Origin of the sequence: Nonomuraea sp. NPDC047529 (genome assembly GCF_040642995.1) — a bacterium.
Taxonomy (GTDB): domain Bacteria; phylum Actinomycetota; class Actinomycetes; order Streptosporangiales; family Streptosporangiaceae; genus Nonomuraea.
Genome location: NZ_JBEYTJ010000002.1, coordinates 266,214 through 287,251 on the forward strand (window position 1 = coordinate 266,214; position 21,038 = coordinate 287,251).

General features: G+C 73.2%; 18 protein-coding genes. 12 read left to right on the forward strand and 6 right to left on the reverse strand.

Annotated features, from left to right (window positions below):
• Positions 1-3: 3 nt before the first annotated feature.
• On the forward strand, positions 4-699 hold the full coding sequence (locus ABZ815_RS04840; RefSeq protein ID WP_357694035.1) for a TetR/AcrR family transcriptional regulator: 696 nt from the start codon (positions 4-6) through the stop codon (positions 697-699).
• 72 nt (positions 700-771) lie between these two features.
• On the opposite strand, the gene leuA is transcribed toward ABZ815_RS04840, so the two are convergent.
• Complete coding sequence (gene leuA, locus ABZ815_RS04845) at positions 772-2,478, reverse strand: 2-isopropylmalate synthase (protein WP_357694038.1); 1,707 nt, start codon at positions 2,476-2,478, stop codon at positions 772-774.
• A 239-nt stretch (positions 2,479-2,717) separates the two neighbouring features.
• Entirely contained in the window at positions 2,718-3,464 is a 747-nt protein-coding gene (ddaH, locus tag ABZ815_RS04850; protein ID WP_357694040.1) for a dimethylargininase, read from the reverse strand.
• Between the two features lie 38 nt (positions 3,465-3,502).
• On the opposite strand from ddaH, the gene ABZ815_RS04855 reads away from it, so the two are divergent.
• The 6 genes from ABZ815_RS04855 to ABZ815_RS04880 all read left to right on the forward strand — a co-directional run bounded on the left by ABZ815_RS04855 (position 3,503) and on the right by ABZ815_RS04880 (position 10,339).
• Positions 3,503-3,748, forward strand: a complete 246-nt coding sequence (locus ABZ815_RS04855; RefSeq protein ID WP_357694043.1) for a DUF2630 family protein — start codon at positions 3,503-3,505, stop codon at positions 3,746-3,748.
• Between the two features lie 57 nt (positions 3,749-3,805).
• On the forward strand, positions 3,806-4,795 hold the full coding sequence (locus tag ABZ815_RS04860) for a GNAT family N-acetyltransferase (RefSeq protein WP_357694044.1): 990 nt from the start codon (positions 3,806-3,808) through the stop codon (positions 4,793-4,795).
• An 11-nt stretch (positions 4,796-4,806) separates the two neighbouring features.
• Positions 4,807-6,924 carry a glycoside hydrolase family 6 protein gene (locus ABZ815_RS04865; RefSeq protein ID WP_357694047.1) on the forward strand — a complete coding sequence of 706 codons (2,118 nt, stop codon included), beginning with the start codon at positions 4,807-4,809 and terminating at the stop codon, positions 6,922-6,924.
• A 107-nt stretch (positions 6,925-7,031) separates the two neighbouring features.
• Entirely contained in the window at positions 7,032-8,342 is a 1,311-nt protein-coding gene (locus ABZ815_RS04870; RefSeq protein ID WP_357694049.1) for an MFS transporter, read from the forward strand.
• A gap of 9 nt (positions 8,343-8,351) precedes the next feature.
• Entirely contained in the window at positions 8,352-9,017 is a 666-nt protein-coding gene (locus tag ABZ815_RS04875; protein ID WP_357694051.1) for a response regulator transcription factor, read from the forward strand.
• Entirely contained in the window at positions 9,014-10,339 is a 1,326-nt protein-coding gene (locus tag ABZ815_RS04880) for a HAMP domain-containing sensor histidine kinase (protein WP_357694052.1), read from the forward strand. The genes ABZ815_RS04875 and ABZ815_RS04880 overlap by 4 nt, the downstream gene beginning before the upstream one ends.
• Here ABZ815_RS04880 and ABZ815_RS04885 read toward each other — a convergent pair.
• Positions 10,330-11,229 (reverse strand): TAXI family TRAP transporter solute-binding subunit, encoded by a 900-nt coding sequence (locus tag ABZ815_RS04885; RefSeq protein ID WP_357694055.1) that lies wholly within the window; start codon positions 11,227-11,229, stop codon positions 10,330-10,332. The genes ABZ815_RS04880 and ABZ815_RS04885 overlap by 10 nt on opposite strands.
• A 26-nt stretch (positions 11,230-11,255) precedes the next feature.
• Here ABZ815_RS04885 and ABZ815_RS04890 point away from each other — a divergent pair, with 26 nt between their 5' ends.
• Entirely contained in the window at positions 11,256-11,987 is a 732-nt protein-coding gene (locus ABZ815_RS04890; RefSeq protein WP_357694057.1) for a Mut7-C RNAse domain-containing protein, read from the forward strand.
• A gap of 235 nt (positions 11,988-12,222) precedes the next feature.
• Positions 12,223-12,792 carry a hypothetical protein gene (locus tag ABZ815_RS04895; protein WP_357694059.1) on the forward strand — a complete coding sequence of 190 codons (570 nt, stop codon included), beginning with the start codon at positions 12,223-12,225 and terminating at the stop codon, positions 12,790-12,792.
• A gap of 9 nt (positions 12,793-12,801) precedes the next feature.
• On the opposite strand, the gene ABZ815_RS04900 is transcribed toward ABZ815_RS04895, so the two are convergent.
• Positions 12,802-13,041 carry a DUF397 domain-containing protein gene (locus tag ABZ815_RS04900; protein WP_357694061.1) on the reverse strand — a complete coding sequence of 80 codons (240 nt, stop codon included), beginning with the start codon at positions 13,039-13,041 and terminating at the stop codon, positions 12,802-12,804.
• A complete protein-coding gene (locus ABZ815_RS04905; protein ID WP_357694064.1) occupies positions 13,032-13,805 on the reverse strand; it encodes a helix-turn-helix transcriptional regulator in 774 nt (257 codons plus the stop codon). The genes ABZ815_RS04900 and ABZ815_RS04905 overlap by 10 nt, the downstream gene beginning before the upstream one ends.
• Positions 13,806-13,912: 107 nt before the next feature.
• On the opposite strand from ABZ815_RS04905, the gene ABZ815_RS04910 reads away from it, so the two are divergent.
• On the forward strand, positions 13,913-14,353 hold the full coding sequence (locus ABZ815_RS04910) for an ATP-binding protein (protein WP_357694067.1): 441 nt from the start codon (positions 13,913-13,915) through the stop codon (positions 14,351-14,353).
• Here the strand turns inward: ABZ815_RS04910 and ABZ815_RS04915 are convergent.
• Positions 14,350-17,802 carry a serine/threonine-protein kinase gene (locus tag ABZ815_RS04915; RefSeq protein ID WP_357694069.1) on the reverse strand — a complete coding sequence of 1,151 codons (3,453 nt, stop codon included), beginning with the start codon at positions 17,800-17,802 and terminating at the stop codon, positions 14,350-14,352. The two genes, ABZ815_RS04910 and ABZ815_RS04915, sit on opposite strands and share 4 nt — an antisense overlap.
• Before the next feature lie 46 nt (positions 17,803-17,848).
• On the opposite strand from ABZ815_RS04915, the gene ABZ815_RS04920 reads away from it, so the two are divergent.
• Positions 17,849-20,416 carry a BTAD domain-containing putative transcriptional regulator gene (locus ABZ815_RS04920; RefSeq protein WP_357694071.1) on the forward strand — a complete coding sequence of 856 codons (2,568 nt, stop codon included), beginning with the start codon at positions 17,849-17,851 and terminating at the stop codon, positions 20,414-20,416.
• 147 nt (positions 20,417-20,563) lie between these two features.
• Positions 20,564-21,037 carry a hypothetical protein gene (locus ABZ815_RS04925; RefSeq protein ID WP_357694073.1) on the forward strand — a complete coding sequence of 158 codons (474 nt, stop codon included), beginning with the start codon at positions 20,564-20,566 and terminating at the stop codon, positions 21,035-21,037.
• The last annotated feature ends 1 nt before the right edge of the window (position 21,038 follow it).

Sequence of the window (21,038 nt, forward strand, 5' to 3'; positions counted from 1 at the left end):
TCCATGACAGCCACCCGTACCGCGCGAGAACGCGTGAGAGCCGAGCTCACCAGGGAGATCACCGACATCGCCCGCCGCCAACTGGCCACCGACGGCGCCGGCGGCCTGTCGCTGCGGGCCGTGGCGCGGGAGATGGGCATGGTCTCCTCGGCCATCTACCGCTACTTCCCGAGCCGCGACGACCTGCTGACCGCCCTGATCATCGACGGCTACAACGCGCTGGGCGAGGCCGTCGAGCAGGCCGAGGCAGCCTGCTCGCGGACGGCCCACCTGGACCGCTGGCTGGCCGCCGGCCACGCCGTACGCGACTGGGCGGTGGCCCACCCCCACGAGTACGCGCTGATCTACGGCTCGCCCGTGCCCGGCTACCAGGCGCCGCAGGACACCGTCGTGGCCCGCCTGCGCGACGTCACCGTGCTCGGCGCGATCGTCGCCGACGCCTGGAACGCCGGCGCGCTGCACCCGCCGGCCACTCCCGAGCCGCCCGCCGAGGTGGCCGCGGACGCCGACAACATCCGCGCCCTGATGTCCGGCGTGCCCGACGACGTGGTGTGGCGGGCGATGGCGTCCTGGGCGACGCTCTACGGCTGGGTCAACTTCGAGGTGTTCGGCCAGTTCAACAACACGATCGAGCACCGGTGGGCGGCCTTCGACCACGCGCTGCGCCTGGCCGCCGGGGAGTTCGGGCTCGCCACGTGAACGGCACGCCGCCACGACACGGAGAAGGGCAGGAGCGCGGTGCTCCTGCCCTTCTCCGCACGACCGGACGGTTCAGCGCGCGGCGCGGTTGACCGCCGAGATGATCGCCTTGAGCGAGGCCGTCGTGGTGTTGGCGTCGACGCCCACACCCCACAGCACCTGCCCGTCGACCTCGCACTCCAGGTAGGAGGCGGCCTTGGCGTCGCTGCCCGCGCTCATCGCGTGCTCGACGTAGTCGAGGACCCGCACCTTGATGCCGACCCCGGCGATGGCGTCGATGAACGCCGAGATCGGGCCGTTGCCCACGCCCGAGATCTCCCGGATCTCACCGTCGAGGCGCACGTCGGCGCCGATGCGGTCTTTGTCGTCGACGGTCGACTCGTGGCGGTGGGCCATGAGGCTCAGGCGGCCCCAGCGGTTGGCGGGGTTGGGCAGGTATTCGTCGCGGAAGATCTCGTACATGGCGGCGGGGCTGATCTCGCCGCCGTCGGAGTCGGTACGGGCCTGCACGACCTTGGAGAACTCGATCTGCAGCCGGCGCGGCAGGTCGAGCTGGTGGTCGGCCTTCATGATGTAGGCCACGCCGCCCTTGCCCGACTGGCTGTTGACCCGGATGACGGCCTCGTAGGAGCGGCCGATGTCCTTCGGGTCGATGGGCAGGTAGGGCACCGCCCAGGTGAACTCGGCCACCGGCGTGCCGGCCGCCGCGGCGTCGCGCTCCAGGTGCTCGAAGCCCTTCTTGATGGCGTCCTGGTGGGAGCCGGAGAAGGCGGTGTAGACCAGCTCGCCGCCCCACGGGTGACGCGGGTGCACCGGCAGCTGGTTGCAGTATTCGGTGACGCGGCGGATCTCGTCGATGTCACTGAAGTCGATCTCGGGGTCGACGCCCTGGGAGAACAGGTTCATGCCCAGCGTGACCAGGCAGACGTTGCCGGTGCGCTCGCCGTTGCCGAACAGGCAGCCCTCGATGCGGTCGGCGCCCGCCATGTAGCCCAGCTCGGCGGCGGCCACGGCGCTGCCGCGGTCGTTGTGCGGGTGCAGGGACAGCACGATCGAGTCGCGGTGCTTGAGGTTGCGGTGCATCCACTCGATCTGGTCGGCGTAGATGTTGGGCGTGGCCATCTCGACCGTGGCGGGCAGGTTGATGATGACCTTGCGGTCGGGGGTGGGCTGCCACACCTCGTTGACGGCGTCGCACACCTCGACGGCGTACTCCAGCTCGGTGCCGGTGAACGACTCGGGCGAGTACTGGAAGCGCACGTCGACGTCGGTGGCGTCGGCCAGCTTCTTGACCAGCTTGGCGCCCTCGACGGCGATGGCCGTGATGCCCTCCCGGTCCAGGCCGAACACGACGCGGCGCTGGAGGGTGGAGGTCGAGTTGTACAGGTGGACGATGGCCTGCTTGGCGCCCTCGATCGCCTCGAAGGTGCGCTCGATCAGCTCGGGCCTGGCCTGGGTCAGCACCTGGATGGCGACGTCGTCGGGGACGCGGCCCTCGTCGATGATCTGCCGGATGAAGTCGAAGTCGGTCTGGGAGGCGGCCGGGAAGCCCACCTCGATCTCCTTGTAGCCCAGGCGCACCAGCAGCTCGAACATCTGGAGCTTGCGGTGGGAGTCCATCGGGTCGATCAGGGCCTGGTTGCCGTCTCGCAGGTCTACCGCGCACCACCGGGGCGCCTTGGTGATGACCTGGTCGGGCCAGGTGCGATCGGTCAGCCTGATCGGCTGGAACGGCTCGTAACGATGGGCCGGCATGGGGCTGGGCTGCTGGGCGTTCATGTCTGCTGCTCCTCGTCGGTCGAGTGAAAGCGGCCGACGCGCATGACTGGCTCCGCGACGAGGGAGCCGGCCTTACAGGCCCTCGCCGCGGCAGCTAAGAAGCAGCCCGCGCAGCATGCCAAGCACGCTACCAGACGTCTCGGGATACGCCGCCCTTGATCTCACATCATGAGAGCCGATCGGTCAACCAATGGGAAAACGCCTGGTGGGGGCCGTGAAATTCCGGCTCGCCCTGTCCTCTAGTCCGGGATGAGCACGCTCAGGCAGGTGACGCAGCCCTCCAGCCGCTCGAATTCCGAGATGTCCACCGTCGTCACGGCGAGCCCGCGCCGCTCCAGCATCGCCGCCGTCCCCGGCGCCGAGGCGGCCAGCAGGACGCGGTCGCCGCCCAGCGGCACCACGTGCGCGCCCGGCTCCTCCGGTGGTTCCAGCAGGCCCGGCAGCTCGACGCGACCGGGATCGCCGATGAGCGTCCCGTCGGGCAGGGCGGTCACCGCCGACTTCAGGTGCAGCACGCCGCGCAGGCCCACCGGCACGATCCGGCGCTCGGGCAGCAGGGCGGCGAGCTGGCCGACGCCCTCGTCGTTGGTCCGGCCCGACCTGCCGACGTACACGGTGGGGCCGACCTGGAGCACGTCGCCGCCGTCCAGGGTGCCGGGGCGGGCGATCCTGACGGCCTTCAGGCCGAGCTCCCGTACGGCCCGCTCCACCGACTCGACCTCGGGACGCCGGTCCGGCGCGCCCGGCCGGGTGAGCACGGCCAGCCGTCCCGACACCACCACGGCGTCCTCCACGAACGGCGCGTCGGGCAGGTGGTCGGCGTCCTCGGCGTAGACGGGCCGCCATCCGGCGGCGGCCAGCGCCGCGACGTAGGCGTCATGCTGGTGACGTGCACGCTCGTGGTCCACGGGTTCGCGCTCGATGTGCGTGACGATGCCCTCGGCGATCCGGGGGCCGGGCTTCCTTACCAGCGCGATACCAGACATAGGGCGTGTTCTATCACGCAGTCGTTAGAGTCTTGGGCATGCGGGACGACGAGATTCTCATCAGGATCAGCGCTCTGGTCACCGAAGAGCACGAACTGCGCGGCAGGCTGTCGGCGGGCGAGGTCACCTCCGACGAGGAGCACGCGCGCGTCAAGGAACTGGAAGTGGCGCTCGACCAGTGCTGGGACCTGCTCCGGCAGCGCCGGGCCAGGCGCGGCGCGGGCGACGACCCCGACGGCGCGGCCGTCCGCCCTGCCGGCGAGGTGGAGAACTACCGGCAGTAGGGGCACCGGCGGTAAAACGGCTGGCCGGAGGCGGCGCCGATGCGATTGGCTGGACGGATGCACATCCAGCCAATCGACTTCGACCGGCCGGGCGAGCTGATGACGGGCCTGTACGACGCCTACCTGGCCGCCCACGCGCACGAGCCCGGCCCCAAGTTGTCACTCCTCCGCCTGTCCGTCATCGCCCGCCTGGGCCCTCCCGGCGACCGGGTCGAGACCTGGGTCCTGACCGACGGCGGCGAGGTCGCCGGCGGCTACAGCCTGGCGCTCCCTCAGCACGACAACCGGCACATGGGCTGGATCTTCCCGCTCGTGGTCCGGCCCGAGCTGCGCGGCCGCGGCCTCGGGACCCAGCTGTTCGAGCACGCGCTCGGCCGGATGCGTGCCCACGGCCGCACCCTGCTGCTCACCGAGACCCCCACCACCGGCGTCGGCGCCCGCTTCGCCCGCGCCCACGGGATGACGGTCGCTCTCCAGGAGGCCCGCCGCACGCTCGACCTGCGCACGACCGACTGGGACGCGCTGCGCGGCATGCTGCCCGAGGTCCCCGGCTACACCGTCGAGCGCTTCGCCGGTCCGGCCGGGCCGGAGCTGCTGGCCGACCTCGCCACGGTGATGAGCGGCATGAACGACGCCCCGCGCGACGCCGACGTCCAGGACATGACCTTCAGCCTCGACCGCCTGCGCCTGCGCGAGGAGCGCGTCACGGTCGGCGGCGAGACCTGTTACACGATGATCGCCAGGCGCGACTCCGACGGCGCGCCCGCCGGTTACACGCGGATCTACCTCGCCGCCGATCGCTCCGACGGCTGGGGCCACCAGACCGACACCACCGTCCTGCGCGAGCACCGCGGCCATCGCCTGGGCCTGCTGCTCAAGATCTCCAACCTGCTGTGGCTGCGCGAGCGCGAGCCCCACCTGGAGCGGATCATCACCTGGAACGCCACGTCCAACGCCCACATGCTGGCCATCAACGAGGCCATGGGCTTCGAGTTGCTCGACGAGTGGGACGAATGGCGGCTGACGGTCCGACCCCGCGCCGAGTAACCTGACGAGTCATGACGTCGGAGGCGCTGAGGGACGGTGATCCGCGGCAGGTGGGGCGCTACGCCCTGCTGGGCCGGCTGGGCGAGGGCGGCATGGGCGTCGTCTACCTGGGCGAGGACCCCGGCGGCACGCGGGTGGCCGTCAAGCTCATCCACGCCAGGATGGCCTCCGACCCCGACTTCCGGCGGCGGTTCGCCCGCGAGGTGGCCGCCGCCCGGCGGGTCGCCCGTTTCTGCACCGCCCCGGTGCTCGACGCCGACGTACGGGCGGACGTGGCGTACCTGGTCACCGAGTACGTCGAGGGGCCCAGCCTCGACGACGCCGTGCGCGACTCCGGGCCGCTGAAGGGCTCGGCGCTGGACGGGCTCGCGGCGGCCATGGCGATGGCGTTGCGCGCCATCCACGGGGCCGGGGTCGTGCACCGGGACCTCAAGCCGTCGAACGTGCTGCTGTCCCAGGTGGGACCCAAGGTCATCGACTTCGGCATCGCGCGGCTGGCGGACGCGGAGATGAGCAGCGCGATCGTGGGGACGCCGTCGTACATGTCGCCCGAGCAGGTGGCGGGCTCGCCGGTCGGGCCGGCCTCGGACGTCTTCTCGTGGGGCTGCACCGTCGCCTTCGCCGCCGGGGGGCTGCCGCCGTTCGGGGCGGGGTCGGTGCCGACGATCCTGTTACGCATCGTGAACGAGGCTCCCGAGCTGCGCGGGTTGTCGGGGCCGCTGCTGGACCTGGTGACGGCGTCCCTCTCCAAGAACCCCGCCACCCGCCCCACGGCCCAGCAACTGATGGACCACCTCAGCACCACCACCCCCGCAACCGCCCTCCCCACCCCACCCCCCTCCGAGACCCGGAACCCCCTTCCCCCACCCACCACCGACGGGCGGCGCACCCTTCCCCCTTCTCCCCCCGAAGGGACGGACGGGACGGCTCCCCCCGAAGGGACGGACGGGACGGCGGCGGGAAGGCGGCGTACGAGGCTGCTGGCGGCCTCCGCGGCCGTCGTGCTGGCCGCGGGCATCACCACGGCCCTCCTGTGGACCCGCCACGACACCGCCACCCCCCGTACGACCACGCCCACCACCGACCAGGGAACCCCCGCCCGAACGACGCCCCCCCGCAACCCCCTCCGCGAGAACGGCGTCACCTTCTACTCCGAGAAGGAGAAGGCCGCCGCCCGCCAGGCCGCCGTGTGGCGGAAGGACCGCCCGGCCGACGCCGCCCTGATGGACCGGCTGGCCGCCGTCCCGCACGCCGTCCGCCTGAACCAGCCCGAGGTCAGGGCCACGGTCGAGACCGCCGTGACCGCCGCCCAGGACGCGGGCGGCGTGCCCGTGCTCCTGATCAACTACATGCCGGGCGGCGGCGACTGCGCCGCCGTCGGCGCGGGCGAGATGCGGGTCTACCAGGAGTGGGTCAAGGGCGTCGCCCGCCAGATCGGCGACCGCAAGGCCGTGATCATCCTGGAGCCCTCCAGCCTGGTCAACCTCCCCGGCACCAAGGACTGCAAGCTGGCCGGCACGGCCGAGCAGCGCTACCGGGACCTGCGCGAGGCCGTGCGGTCGCTCAGGACCGGGCACCCCGGCACGGCCGTCTACCTCGACGGCAGCCAGGACCTCTACCCCGGCACCGAGATCATGGCCCGGCGCCTGATCGGCGCGGGGATCGACCAGGCCGACGGGTTCTTCGTCAACACCGCCTCCTTCCAGCGCACCCCGAAGGCCGTCGAGTACGGCAAGTCGCTGTCGGCCTGCGTCGCCGTCATGCGCAGGACGGGCGGCACGACCTGCCCGAAGGACGCCGACCCCGGCGGCGACCTGCCGCACTTCGTGGTGGACACCGCCAGGAACGGCCAGGGCTCGTGGACGCCGACGAAGAAGTACGCCGACCCGCAGGTCTGGTGCAACCCGCCGGGCCGGGGCGTCGGCGAACGGCCCACGACCGACACCGGCGAGGAGCTCGCGGACGCCTACCTGTGGATCACCCGGGCGGGCAGCTCCGGCGGACGCTGCCGGCGCGGCACGAACGGCGACAAGGACCCCGAGCGCGGCGTGGTGGCCCCGGAGAGCGGCGAGTGGTGGGCCGATCTGGCGCTCGAACGCGCCAGGAACGCGCAGCCTCCGTTGCGCTGAGAAGAACCCGATGTTAAGCGCACGTTAGATCTGAGCCGCCGACCTTGTCCGAACAACCTTCTGGGGAGAGGCTCTGGCCTGCATCCACTCCCCCCAGGAGGTCCTACATGAACAAAGCGCGCGTGCCGTGGAAGGCAGTGATCGGCGGCTCCGTCGGCAATCTGGTCGAGTGGTACGACTGGTTCGTCTACAGCAGCTTCGCCGTGTACTTCGCCGCTTCGTTCTTCCCTGACGGGGACGACACGGCCAAACTGCTCAACACCGCGGCCATCTTCGCCGTCGGCTTCTTCATGCGCCCGCTCGGCGGCTGGCTGCTCGGCCGCTACGCCGACCGCCGGGGCCGCAAGGCGGCGCTCACGCTCACCGTCACGCTGATGTCGGCCAGCGCGCTGCTCATCGCCGTCGCCCCGACGTACGAGTCGGTCGGTTACGCCGGCGCGCTGGTCCTGGTGGTCGCGCGGCTGCTCCAGGGCCTGTCGGTCGGCGGCGAGTACGCCGCCAGCGCCACCTACCTGACCGAGGCCACCCCCCGCGGCCGGCGCGGCTTCGCCTCCAGCTTCCAGTACGTCTCCATGACCGCCGGCCAGCTCGTCGGCCTCGGCCTGCAGATCATCCTGCAGAACACGATGTCGAAGGAGGCCCTGAACTCCTACGGCTGGCGCATCCCGTTCGTGGTCGGGGCCGTGGCCGCCGCCGTCGTGTTCTACCTGCGCCGCAGCCTGCTGGAGACGGAGGTGTACGGCGAGGAGGAAGAGGAGCGCCGGGACAAGGGCACCATCAGGCAGCTCCTCGCGCACAAGAAGGAGGCGCTGCTGGTCATCGCCCTGACCATGGGCGGGACGGTCGCGTACTACACCTACACGACGTACCTCACCAAGTACCTGTCGAACACCGCGGGTCTGGCGAAGGAGACCGCGACGCTGGTCAGCTTCTGCGCGCTGTTCATCTTCATGTGCATCCAGCCGCTGGCCGGGGCGTTGTCGGACCGGATCGGGCGCAGGCCGCTGCTGATCACGTTCGGGATCGGGTCGATGCTGGGGACCGTGCCGTTGATGAGCGCGCTGGGCGGGGCGAGCGGCTTCGGGGGCGCGCTCGTCCTGTCGCTGGCCGGCCTGGTCATCGTCACCGGTTACACCTCGATCAACGCCGTGGTGAAGGCCGAGCTGTTCCCGACGCACGTGCGCGCCCTGGGGGTGGCGCTGCCGTACGCGATCGCGAACGCCCTGTTCGGCGGCACCGCCGAGTACGTCGCCCTGTGGTTCAAGCGCCACGACATCGAGTCCGGTTACTTCTGGTACGTCTCCGCCTGCGCCGCAGTGTCCCTGGTCGTCTACCTGACCATGCGCGAGACGCGCGACGTGGCGCTGTCCCGCAGCGAAGGCGCCGAGCCGTCGGATCCGGTCACCGCCCGCGTCTAACCTGGCCATATGCGGGTTCTCCTGGTCGAGGACGACGATCGTCTCGCCTCCGCGCTCACCACGGCGCTGGCCCGGCACGGCCACTCGGTCACCCGCGCCGGCCTGGCCGTCGACGCCCTCCGCCTGGCGGGGGGCGTCGACTTCGTGCTGCTCGACCTGGGCCTGCCCGACATGGACGGGCTCGACGTGCTGCGCCGGCTGCGCCGCGTCTCGGCGGTGCCGCTCATCGTGGTCACCGCGCGCACGCAGGAGCGCGAGGTGCTGCGCGGCCTGCGTTCGGGGGCCGACGACTACCTGGTCAAGCCGTTCCGCACGGTCGAGCTGATGGCCCGCATGGAGGCGGTGATGCGGCGCGGCACGCGTCCGATGCCGGTGCGCGACCACGTGGTGTGCGTCGGCGACGTGCGCATCGACCTGGAGTCGCGGCAGGTCACGGTGGCCGGGGAGCCTGTGACGCTGACCAGGCGCGAGTTCGACGTGCTGGCGCTGCTGGCCCGCGAGCCGGGCGTGGTGCGCAGCCGGGAGGAGATCCTCGACGAGGTCTGGGGCGACCCGCTGCTGTCGGCGTCCCGGTCGCTCGACGTGCACGTGGCGGGGCTGCGGTCCAAGACCGGGCGTCCGGGGCTGGTGGAGACGTTGCGCGGCACCGGCTACCGGCTGGGCTCGACGGGATGAACACGCGTCTGGTGGTCACGTTCACCACGTTGATCGTCTTCCTGATCGCGGCGCTGGCGGTGCCGCTCGGCCTGGCCTACGCCTCCCACCGGACCAACCGCCTGCTGCTCGACCGGCGCGCCGACGCCACCCGGTTCGCCGAGCTGGCCGACGCGGCGGCCCGCGACGACGACCGTACGGGCCTGATCACCGAGGTCTCCCGGTACGCCGACCTGTACGGCGCGGCCGTCCGGGTGCGCGACCGCGACGGCTCGATCCTGGTCTCGGCCGGCCGCTTCGAGGCCGACGACCGGGAGGCGACCCGGCTCGCGCTGTCCGGCCGCACGACCGAGGACCTGCCCACGGTCAGCCCGTTCGGCCCGGCCACGGTGCTGCTGGCCGAGCCCGCCGGACGCGACGCGCAGTTGTCCGGCGTGGTGCTGCTGGAGGCCCCGACCGGCCAGGCCCGGCTGGACGTGTCGCTGGTGTGGGGCGCGCTGGCGGCGGGGGCGCTGGTCGCGCTGGCCTATTCGGCGCTGGCGGCCCGGCGGCTGGCCCGCTGGATCCTGCGGCCGGTGACCGAGCTCGACCGCACCACGCGGGCCATCGCGCAGGGTCAGCTCGACGCGCGGGCGCATCCCGGGGTGGGCCCGTCGGAGCTGCGGCGGCTGGAGGAGCGCTTCAACGCGATGGCCGACGCGGTCTCGGCGGCGATGGAACGGCAGCGGGCGTTCGTGGCCGACGCCTCGCACGAGCTGCGCACCCCGCTCACCGTGCTCGGGCTGCGGCTGGAGAACCTGGAGCCGCACCTGCGCGAGGAGGGCACGGCCGAGTACGCCGAGGCGATGTCCGAGCTCGACCGGCTGGCGCTGCTGGTGGAGGACCTGCTGGCGCTGGCCACGGTCGAGGCGGGCGCGGGCCTGGCGGGCAAGGAGGTCGCGCTCGGCGGGCGGCTGGCGGTGTGGCGCGAGGTCTACGCGGCCAAGGGGGTGTGCCTGGTGGCCGACGTCCCCGCGGGCGCGCTGGTGCCGGAGGCGGCGGCCAGGATCGCCGACATCGCCCTGGACAACGCCCAGAAGTTCGTCCCCGAGGGCGGCACGGTGACGGTCACGCTCGACGGCGGGGTCCTGCGCGTCGCCGACGACGGGCCGGGGCTGGGCGAGGAGGAGCGGGCCGAGGCGCTCGGGCGGTTCTGGCGGTCGGGGGCGCACGCGAACGTCCCGGGCAGCGGGCTCGGGCTCGCCATCGCCGCCGAGCTGGCCAAGGCGTGCGGGGCCACGCTGCGGCTGCTGCCCGCCGTGCCGCACGGGCTGGTGGTCGAGCTGGCGCCGGGTCAGCCGTAGACCGAGCGGTAGTAGCGGGCCGCCCCCGGGTGCAGGGGCACGACGCCGGTGCCGATGGCGTAGCGCCGGTCGAGTCGGCCGCCGGGGGCCGACGGGGCCTGGAGGCGGTCGCGGGCGCGGAAGAGCGTCTCGGTGACGGTGTAGGCCAGCTCGTCGGGGAGCGTCGTCCGGCACATCAGGTAGCTCGGCGTGCCGACGGTCGGCACCTGCCTGGCCAGCCCGTACGCGCCCGCGGGCACGGCGGCGTGCTCGTAGACCGGCCCGTAGCGGCGGCGCAGCACCGGCACCAGCGACTCCAGCGGGACCAGCGCGATGTCGTCGAGCGCGGCGAGCGCGGGCGTCGGCACGCCGCCGGACCAGAAGAACGCCTCGATGCGGCCGTCGCGCAGCTCGGTGACGGAGGCGTCGAGCCCGAGCCTGGTGATCTCCGGCGGGGTGCGCAGCCCGGCGGCCGCCAACACGCGCGTCGCGGTCACCGCCGTGCCCGACCCCTCGACCCCGATCGACACCGGACGCCCCGCCAGGTCGCCGACGCCGGTGATCCGCGCGCCCTCGCGCACGACCAGATGCACGTAGTTCATGTACATCCGGGCCAGCGCGGAGACCGGCTGGTGGCGCACCCGGACCGCGTCGTCGGCGCTGTCGGCCAGCGCGAACCCGACGTCGGCCCGGCCGCCGGCCATCATGGTGAGGTTCTGGACGCTGGCCGCGGTCTCCACCACCCGCACGGTCAGCCCGTCGTGCCGCAGCTCGCCCGCCAGCCGCTGCCCGAGCGCGCCGTACGGGCCGCCCGCCAGCCCGGTGACCAGCCGCAGCTCGGCGGGCCTGGCCGTGGAGCAGCCGGCCGCGAGCGCGGCGAGCCCGAGGAAGGCTCGGCGGGAGATGGGCATGATTTCACGGTATCCGGTCCCGCAGAATGGACAGCGTGACCGAACGGGACGCACGCCTGCGCATCGCCGCTGAGCTGAGGATGTTCCTGCCCGTGAGCCGCCGGCGCGAGTGGCATCGGGTGACCACCGACGGCACCTCGACGCTCGGCCATCACGTGGAGTCGCTCGGCATCCCCTTGACCGAGGTCGGCCCGATGGTGTCGGACGGCCGCGGCGTGCCCCCCTCCCACCTGCTCGCGCCGGGCGAGGCGGTCGAGGTGCGGCCGATTCCCCGCCCGCAGCCGCTGCCCGCCGAGCCGCGGTTCCTGCTCGACGTGCACCTCGGCACGCTGGCCCGGCGGCTGCGCCTGCTCGGCGTGGACACCGCCTACCACAACGACATGGACGACCCGGCGCTGGTGGTCCAGGCCAACGAGGAGCGGCGGGTGCTGCTCACCCAGGACCGCGGCCTGCTGCGCCGCCGCGCGTTGTGGCTGGGGGCCTACGTCCGCGGCTCGCGCCCCGCCGACCAATTGCGCGACGTGCTCGAACGGTTCGCGCCGCCGCTGGCCCCCTGGACGCGCTGCACGGCCTGCAACGGCGTGCTCGTGCCGGTGCCGAAGGAGGAGGTCGAACCGCTGCTGGAGGCGGGCACCCGGCGCAGCTATGACGCCTACGGCCGGTGCGGCGACTGCGGCCAGGTCTACTGGAAGGGCGCGCACAGCGACAGCCTTGAGGAAATCGTGCAGTCAGCGCGTATTTGGGCCAATAAACCCTGATTCACGCTTGGTGAACGACCGTCAAGTTGATCTCAAAAACACCCTCGGCCGGGGGTTACGCGGACGATCAAGGGTATGAGCAGGGGAAACGGCATCACCCGAAATCGGGTGCAGGCCGACACCCTTCCACCCCGTTGAGTAAAACACTCCAATTCGACGTTTATCCCGAAAAAATGGGACACGTCGCGTTTCCGCGTATCCATCTCGCGGCGCACGATCGGGGGAAATATCGCACATGGCCAAGAACCGAAAGCTCGGCCACAGCGCCGGGTCCGCTCCACGCGTATGGAGCGCCAGAAGGAAGTGGGCGACCGCCATCGTCGGCATGGCCACGACGCTGGTGGGCCTGCCCGGCGTCGTGGCGAAGTACAGCCAGGCGCAGAGCGAGCGGGAGACGCCCCGGCTCGCCATCACCGCGCCCGTCACCGGCCCCGGGGCCACCGCGCCGCCCTGCCCGCTGGTGAGAGGCACCGCGACGCTGCCCGAGGGCACGTCCCTGCTGGTCGGGGTACGCCGGACGACCGGCACCCCGCGCACCAGACGCACCCGCTTCTACCGCGTCGACACCGTACGGGCCTCCGGCCAGTGGGACGTGCCCGTCTCGCTCGAAGGCGGCGACCCCGCGATGGCCGGGGAGTGGTATTCGATCACCGCGCTCGCCGTGCCGACCGAGTGGAGCGACTTCCTGGAGAAGGTCGGCGGCACCCCGGGCGATCCACTCGTGGCCGCGTCCGCGATGCCGCCGCACGAGGGCGAGACGCCCTCCATCGAGGTCCAGCGGGACGCCGGTCCGGCCACCTGCTGAACCCCGCCGTCACGCGCGGTCGAACTCTCTCGCCTTCACGCCCGCCAGGAACGCGTCCCACTCGGCGGGCGTGAAGAACAGCTTGGGTCCGTCGGGGTCCTTGGAGTCACGCACGACGACCAGCTCGTCCTGCCCGACCTTGTGCTCAGGGCCGCCATGAACGTTCTTGAGCTCGGCGATCTCGACGCAATTGCCGCCGTTGTCACCGGAAAAACTGGACTTCTGCCACCGGGCGAAGCTCAGGTCCATCGTTCCACCATGGCTTTCTTTATCGTTTCAAGGGACATGCTCAAGGGCAGCGCCTCGGTACGGATGGCCTCGAACCGCTCCACGGCCGCCGAGACGTCCTCATGATCGCTCGTGGTGATGCCGCGCACCGCTGTTTCCGCGTACAACACCTCGGAGCCTCCGTCCAGGGTCGCGATCACGAAACCACCCGTCAGGCCGGAGTGCAACCCGTGCGGGAGGACCTGGATGCTGAGCCGGGGGGTGACCACGTCGAGCAGCCGTCGTAGTTGCCCCTTCATCAGCTCCGGGCCGCCGATGGGCCGGAACAGCACCGCCTCGTCGAGGACGCAGCGCAACGACGGCGGGTCGTCGCGGGCGAGGATCGCCTGTCTTTCCAAACGGGCGGCCACCGCGGCCTCGTTGCCGCGCAGCACGGCGCGGGCGTACTGCTCGGTCTGCAACAAGCCCGGCACCAGCAGCGGCTCGTAGGTCCGCAGGGTGAGGGCCGCCTGCTCCTTCTCGTGCCACTTGCCGAACCAGGAGGGGAAGATCTGGCCCTTGCGCCAGTCGAGCAGGCGGCGCAGCGCTCCGCCGGTGGCCAGGGCCTTGTCGCAGGACTCGGCGAACTCGGGGCTGGCCGGGAGCTGGCCGGTCTCGACGCCGCTGATCAGGCCCTCGCTGAAATGGATGCGCTCAGCGAGTTGCCCCTGCGTCAGGCCCGCCGCCTTCCGGTAGTGCCGTAGCTCTCTGCCCCAGATCGCCTGGGGCGCGTAGAAGTCGACCATCTCGCCCTCCCCTCGCCCGAGTTCAACGCCGACGGCCCGGACTTCAAAGTCCACTCCTTGCGACCGGGCCACTACCGACCGTAGTCAAGTGGCGTCACGCTGGCCACATGAAACCCGAAAGTCCCGCCGTGACGCTCGCCGACCGGCGGCCCCTGCCGGACACGGTCCTCGGCGAGCGGTGGATGCCCCGGCATCCCGGATGCGTCTCGTCCGTCCGGCGGTTCGTCGGCGACCTCGCCACCGACCACGAAGCGTTGATGGAGGCCGTCGAGACGGCGCAGCTGCTCGTCTCGGAACTGGCCACCAACGCGCTCACCCACGACCCTTCGGCGGAACCCGTCCGGATCGTGGTGGTCAGGGAGGGTTCCCTGCTGACCGTGGAGGTCCGCGACTCGTGCACGGCCCTGCCCCGGATGGGCCAGGCGGACCCGCTGGCGGGGCGCGGGCGGGGGCTGGCCATCGTCCACCGGCTGTCCTACGGCTGGGGCTGGCATCCCGAGCCGCCCGGCAAGGCGGTCTGGTTCCAGGTGGTCGCCTGGACGTCCTAGCGGCACACGTCGAACGGCTCGACCCCCGGCAGGTACGCCCGCCACTCCGCCGCCGTGAGCGCACGGCGGGCGCGGGCGCACACGGTCGCGGCCACGTGCCGCCGGTCGAGGTCATGTGTACGGAAGGCGCCGTCGTCGTCCAGCGTGCGCAACTTGGTCCCGTCGGCCGAGAAGCCGAGCCAGACGTTGTCGCCCGTCGACTCGGCCAGCCCGTCGAACACGACCCCGATGTGCCGCCGCGAGGCCACGTCCCACAGGCGGATCCGCGGGCCCTTCTCGTACGTGGCGATCAGCCGCCCGTCGGGCGACCAGGCCGGCAGCTCGAACTGCTCCGCGCCCGGCACGGTGGGGAAGGCGCCGAGCAGGGTCCGCAGGTCCCGGTCCCACAGCGTGATCCGGTCGGGATGGGAGAAGGCCACCTGGCGTCCGTCGGGGCTGTAGGCGAAGGCGCCGCCGATCCGCCTGGCCTCGTCCCCCACCGGCAGCACGGTCCCGCCGACCGGGTCGTAGAGCCGCAGCTCAGGGCCTCCCATGAGCAGCCGCGAGCCGTCCGGCGCGAAGCTCATCGGCCCGACGCCGGACACCTTCGTGGTCCGCGTCCGCGAGGTCGCGAGGTCGCGCAGCTCCAGCGGCAGCGCCCCCTCGAACCTGGAGGGCAGCACGGCCAGGGTGCGGCCGTCGGGGCTGAAGGCGAGCGCGTCGGCCTTCTCCGCCCCCTTCCCGGCCAGCTCGAACGCCTGCGTCTCCCGTCCGCCCGCGACGTCGAGCACGCGGACGCGGGGGCCGTCGCCGTAGGCCAACCGCGTGCCGTCCCCGCTGAACGCCATCGCCGATCCCTCGCCCTTCCAGGCGATCGGGCCGGCCAGGCGGCGACGGGTCGCCGGGTCGAGCAGTTCGAGCCGGTCGTCCCGCTTGACGGCCAGGACCCGGCCGTCCTCGCGCATCCGCAGGTCCGGCAGCTCCCCGTCGACCGGCGGGTCGAACAGCGGGGAGACGTCGACCGTGGTGACGCCGCCGGCCGCGTCCAGCAGGCGTACGGCCTTGCCCGCCAGGTCGTAGCGGACCTGCGTGACGCCGTCCGGCAGGGGCAGCCGCAGAGCGGTCACCAGGCTGTCGCGCGGCCGCAGGACGAGCAGGTCCCCCGGCCGCCACGTGGCCATGTACCGGCCGCCGAAGACCAGGTCCGCGGCCTGGGCGTTCTGGCCTTCGAACTCGTGCTCGGCGGTGCCGGCGGTCAGCTCGTACAGATGGATCTTGGGTTTGTCGTGGCGGGGGACGTCCTCGATGACCACGAGGGCGCCGTTGTCCTCGCTGAACCTGGCCTCGACGGAGGTGCCGGTGCCGGGCAGCGTCGGCAGGTCCAGGCGCCTGCGGCGGCGCAGGTCCCACACCACGGCCCGCTCCTCGTCGTCGTCGGCGACGTAGCCGTAGCGGCCGTCGGGGCTGACGCCGTTCAGGATCGCGCCGTCGGGGGCGGTGAGGGGGGTGCGGGTGGCGACGTCCCACCATCGCTCGCTCTCGGAGCTGTACGGGACCGAGAGCCGGCGACCGGTGCGGTCGAACTCCAGCGCCCCGAACCCGCTCGCGTTGTTCGCGAACCGGCCGCCGAGCGGCCTGCCGGTGGCGGTGTCCCACAGCCGCACGCCCTTGTCGTCCAGGGCGGCCAGAAGACGGCCGTCGAGGCTCACGGCGAGGCTCTGCACGCCTGCCCCCAGACCGGCCAGCTCGTGCAGCTCCCGGCCGGTCGGGATGTCCCACAGGCGGGCGGTGCCGTCCGTCGCGGAGGCCAGGACGCGGCCGTCCAAGCTGAGCGCCTGCACGCTCCCCGCCGCCACGTTCGGTGCCACGAACACGTCGGTGACGTGCTGGGAGGCCGCGTCGTACAGCCCGCCCGCCGTCTCGATCAGCTCAGGGGCCAGCCGCCAGGCCGCCACGGAGAGCAGGCCGGCCAGCGCGGGCTCCAGCTCGCGCAGCCCGCCGGCGCGCAGCACCAGCTCCCTGGCCAGCGCCTCGTCCCGCTGCCGGGCCGACTCCCTGCGCAGGTACTCCGCCGTGCCGAGCCCGCCCAGCGCCGCCACCAGCAGCACCGCCAGCACGGCCGCGAGCAGGCCGCGCCGCCTGGTGCGGGTGCGGGCCTGCCCGGCGGCGGCGTCCAGGAACTCGCGCTCGCGCCTGGCCAGGGTGAGGTCCTTGCGCTCGGTGGCGGCCCATTGCAGCGTGCGGTCCAGGTGGGTGCCGTGGAGCAGGTCGGCGGGCTTGCGGCCGTGGCCGTCCCACTCGGCGGCGGCCTCGGCCAGGCGGCGGTGCACGGGCAGCCCCTCGCGGTTGCCCGCCAGCCAGTCGCGCAGCCGCGGCCACGCCTGCACCAGGCCGGGGGCGACCAGCTCGTACGCGCCGCCGCCCGTCCTCAGGATGCCCGCCGAGACGAACAGGCCCAGCATCGAGTCGACCGTCTTGGCCTCGGGCAGCTCCTCGCGCTCCACGGGACGCAGCCCGTCGCCGTCGAGCAGCCGCAGGAAGACCTCGGGCACGGCGGCCCGCTCGTCCTCGCTCAGCTCGCCGTAGAGCTCTTCGGCGATCGCCCCCAGGTCCGGCCCCGCCTGCCCCTTCAGCTCCCCCGCCACGATCCCGCCACGGGCCAGGGGATCGCCGTCGTCCCGCCGGGGGCCCTCGCCCAGGAGGCGGAGCAGGAGGTCCCCGGCGGCGGGACGGGCGGCGGGGTCGCGGGCGGTGGCGGCCGACACCAGCGACGCCAGCTCCTCCGGCAGCCCGGCGACGTCCGCCTCGAACTCCAGCACCCGGCCCACGACCGCCATCGGCTCGCCCGGCTCGACCGCGTCACGCCCCCGCGCCGCGAACAACACCACCATCCCCCACGCCCACACGTCCGCCGCCTCGGTGGCGGCGCGCCCGGTGAGCACCTCGGGCGCCATGTAGCCCGGCGTGCCCATGGCCGGCCCGCTCGTGGTCGGCCCGGCCTCCCTGGCCACCCCGAAGTCGATCACGCGGGGGCCGTCCGGGCCCAGGATGATGTTGTCCGGCTTGAGGTCGCGGTGCACGATCCCGGCCCGGTGGATGGCCGTCAGCGCGGTGGCGACCCCGATCGCCAGGCGGCGCAGCGCGTCCGCCTCGTACGCCCCCGTCCCCGCGGCCACCTCCCGCAGGCTCGGCCCCGGGACGTACTCGCTGACGATGTACAGCGGCGCGTCGTCCACCTGCGCCTCGATCACCCTGGCCGTGCAGAAGGAGGCCACCCGCTGGGCCGCCGCCGCCTCCTTGGCCAGCCTGGACCGCGACTGCGCGCTGTCGAACCTGGGCACCTTGACCGCGACGCGCTCCCCGGCCTCGCCGTACGCCTCGTAGACCACGCCCTGGCCACCGGCGCCCAGCCGTCCGGCCAGCCAGTAGCGGCCCAACCGGTGAGGGTCGGACGAGATCAGAGGAGCCATCAGATGTGCCATTCTGATCGACATCCCCTCCCAAAAGGAAGGTCGCGTGGAATTTCGCATCATGGGGCCGCTCGACGTCCGTGACGGCGGCCGGGATCGCACCCCCACGACCCCCAAGCACCGCGACCTGCTGGCGATGTTCCTGCTGAACGCGGGCCGTCCGCTGACCGTGGAGCGGCTGCGCCGGCTGCTGTGGCCGCGCGAGGGCGGCGACCGCTCCGACTCCCTGGTACGCGGGTACGTGGGCCAGCTCCGCCAGCTCCTGGGCAAGGACGTGATCACCACCGTGTCCGGCTCGTACGCGCTGGCGATCGGCGGCCACCAGCTCGACGTCGACCGGTTCCGGCTGCTGGTGGACCGCGGCTCGTACGAGGAGGCGCTGGCGCTGTGGCGCGGCCCCGCGCTGGAGGACCTGGACCCCGACGGCGAGCGGTGGGAGGAGACCCGGCGCCTGCGCGAGGAGCTGGAGGAGCTGCGCCTGCTCGCCCTGGAACGCCGCCTCCAGGCCGACCTGGACGCCGGCCGCCACCGCGAGCTGCTGGCCGAGCTGAAGCGGCTGACCAAGCAGCACCCGCTGTGGCAGCGCTTCCGCGGCCAGTACATGCTGGCCCTCTACCGCAGCGGCCGCCGGGTCGACGCGCTGGCCGCGTACGCGGTGCTGCGCGACCAGCTCGACGGCGGCCACGCGATCGAGCCGGACCCCGAGCTCCAGCTCCTCTACCACCGCATGCTCCACGACGACGTGTCGCTGCACGTGTCGGCGGGCCCTCCGGTGCTGCTGCCGCCCGACATCGCGGGCTTCACCGGCCGCGCCGACCTGCTCGACCGGGTGGTCGGCGGCCACGTCGTCGTGCACGGCCAGGCCGGCGCGGGCAAGTCGGCCCTGGCCGTGCACGCCGCCTGGCGGGCCCGCGAGTCCTTCCCCGACGGCATCCTGTACGCCGACCTGCGCGAGACCACGGCCTCCTCGGCCGTCCTGGAGGACTTCCTGCGTTGGCTCGGCTGCCCGGCCCAGGCCATCCCGGCCGGGCTTGAGCAGCGCGAGCGCCTGTTCCGCGCCTACACCGCCAACCGCGGCCTGCTGGTCCTGCTGGACAACGCCGCCGGCGAGGCCCAGGTGCGCCCGCTGCTGACGTCCTGCCCGACGGTCGTGACCAGCCGCTCGTCCCTGGGCGGCTTGACCGGCGCGACCCGGCTGTCGGTGGGCGTGCTCGGCCAGGAGGACGCCCTGGCCCTGCTCACGACCGGCTCCGGACGACCCGCGGACGAGGCGCTGCACCGCCTGGCCCGCTTCTGCGGCGGCCTGCCGATCGCGCTGCGCATCGCCGCGTCCAGGCTGGCGGCCCGCCCGAACTGGACGGTGGACTACCTGGTGGGCCTCCTTGAGGACGAGCACAAGCGGCTCGACCGGCTGCACGCGGGCGACCAGGCGGTCCGCAGCGTGTTCGCCATCGGCTACGAGGGCCTGCCCGAGCCCGCCAGGCGCACGTTACGCGGCCTCGGCGCGCTGTCGGCCCCCGACTTCGCCGACTGGCTCACCGACCGGCTCGGCGGCGGCGCCGAGGCCCTGGTGGACGCGGGCCTGCTGGAGACGCACGGCGTGGACGCGGCCGGCCAGGTCCGCTACCGGATGCACGACCTGACCCGGCTGTTCGCCCGCGAGCAGCCGCTGCCGGGCGTGCTGGCCGAGGTGTCGGAACTCGTGCTGGCCCGGGTGCGGGCCTCGCGCTTCTCGCTGGTGTCGGGCGACCCGGGCACGGCCGTGGCGACCAGGGACATCAGGGAGTCGGTCGAATGGCTGGACGCCGAACGGCCGTTCCTGGTGAGCCTGGTGGCCGACCTGCACGCCGCCGGCCTCGACGAGCCGTGCTGGCGGCTGGCGCACCTGCTGGGGCCGTACCTGGAGCGTCACCGGTTCCTCGACGACTGGCGGGCGGTCTCGGACCGGGCGCTGGAGAGCGCCAGGCGGTCCGGCGACGACCGGGGCGAGGCGCTCGTCCTGCTCGACCAGGGCGACCTGCACCTGGCCGAGCGCGACTGGGACCTGGCCCACGAGAAGCTGCGGCTGGCGCTCGGCATGTTCCTGCGCCAGGGCCGCACCCGCGACGTCAACCACACCCGGCGCCGCCTGGGCCGCGTGCACCTGGAGCGGGACCGGCTGGAGGAGGCCGAGCGGGCGCTGCTGGCCTGCCTGGAGGCGGCCGACAACGAGCGGGACGCCGCCGACGCCGAACGCGTGCTGGGCGCGGTGCTGCGCCGGGCGGGCCGTCTGGAGGAGGCCGCCGTCCGCCTGCTGGCGGCCGTCGGCCACCTGACCGAGCTGGGCGACCGGCACCGGCAGGCCGACACCCTGCTCGACCTGGCCGCCGTACGGCTGGCACAGGGCGCCAAACCCGACGCCAGGTCCGCCGCCGAACGCGCCAGGGGCATCGCCGTACGGCTCGGCGACCGCCTGCTCGACGCGTACGCGCTGCTGGCCCTGGCCCGGGTCAACCGGGCGGAGGGCGCCGCCGGACGAGCCCGCGAGCTGGCCACGGCCGCCCTGGAGATCTTCGACGAGACCGGCGACCGCCGGGCCGCCGCCAACGCCCGCGCCTTCCTCGCCACCCCCTGACCGCCGCCCCGCCCGTCCCCACCCGACGGCGGGTGCGCGGCTTGGCGACGACTGACCGCCGGCCCCGCCCGGCGGCGGGCGCGCGGCTTGGTGACGAGTCCGTCGCGCCGGGTGGTGACGGGCGGGAGCCCGGCCTACAGTGATCGTGTGGCCGATGACCTCAAGCCCGCCCGGACGACGTCCGCCCGCCGCGGCGCCGCGCTGGCCGTCGCCGTCGCGGCCGCCCTCCTGGTGCTCACCGCGATCATGCCCTGGGCCGGGATCGAGGCCCGCAGCGACCTGCTCGGCGGCGGCGTCTCCGACGACGTGCGCGGCATCGACGTCAGCACGGGCCTGTACACCCTGCTCGCCGGGCTGGCGGCGCTGGCGCTCGGCGTCACGGGCCTGCTCGGCGGCCGGCCGCGCGTCGCGGCCCTCGCCGTGATCCCGGGCGCGCTGGCCACGCTGCTGCTGGTGATGTTCGTCGCCGACCCCGGCCGCATCGGCGACCGGCTCTCCATCGACCTGGGCCGGCTGCTGTCGGTCGAGCCGGTCATCAGGTTCGGCTGGTTCGCCGCGCTGGCCTGCTCGCTCGCGATCGTCGTGCTGTCCGTGCTCACCCTGGTGCGCCGGGCGCGCTGAC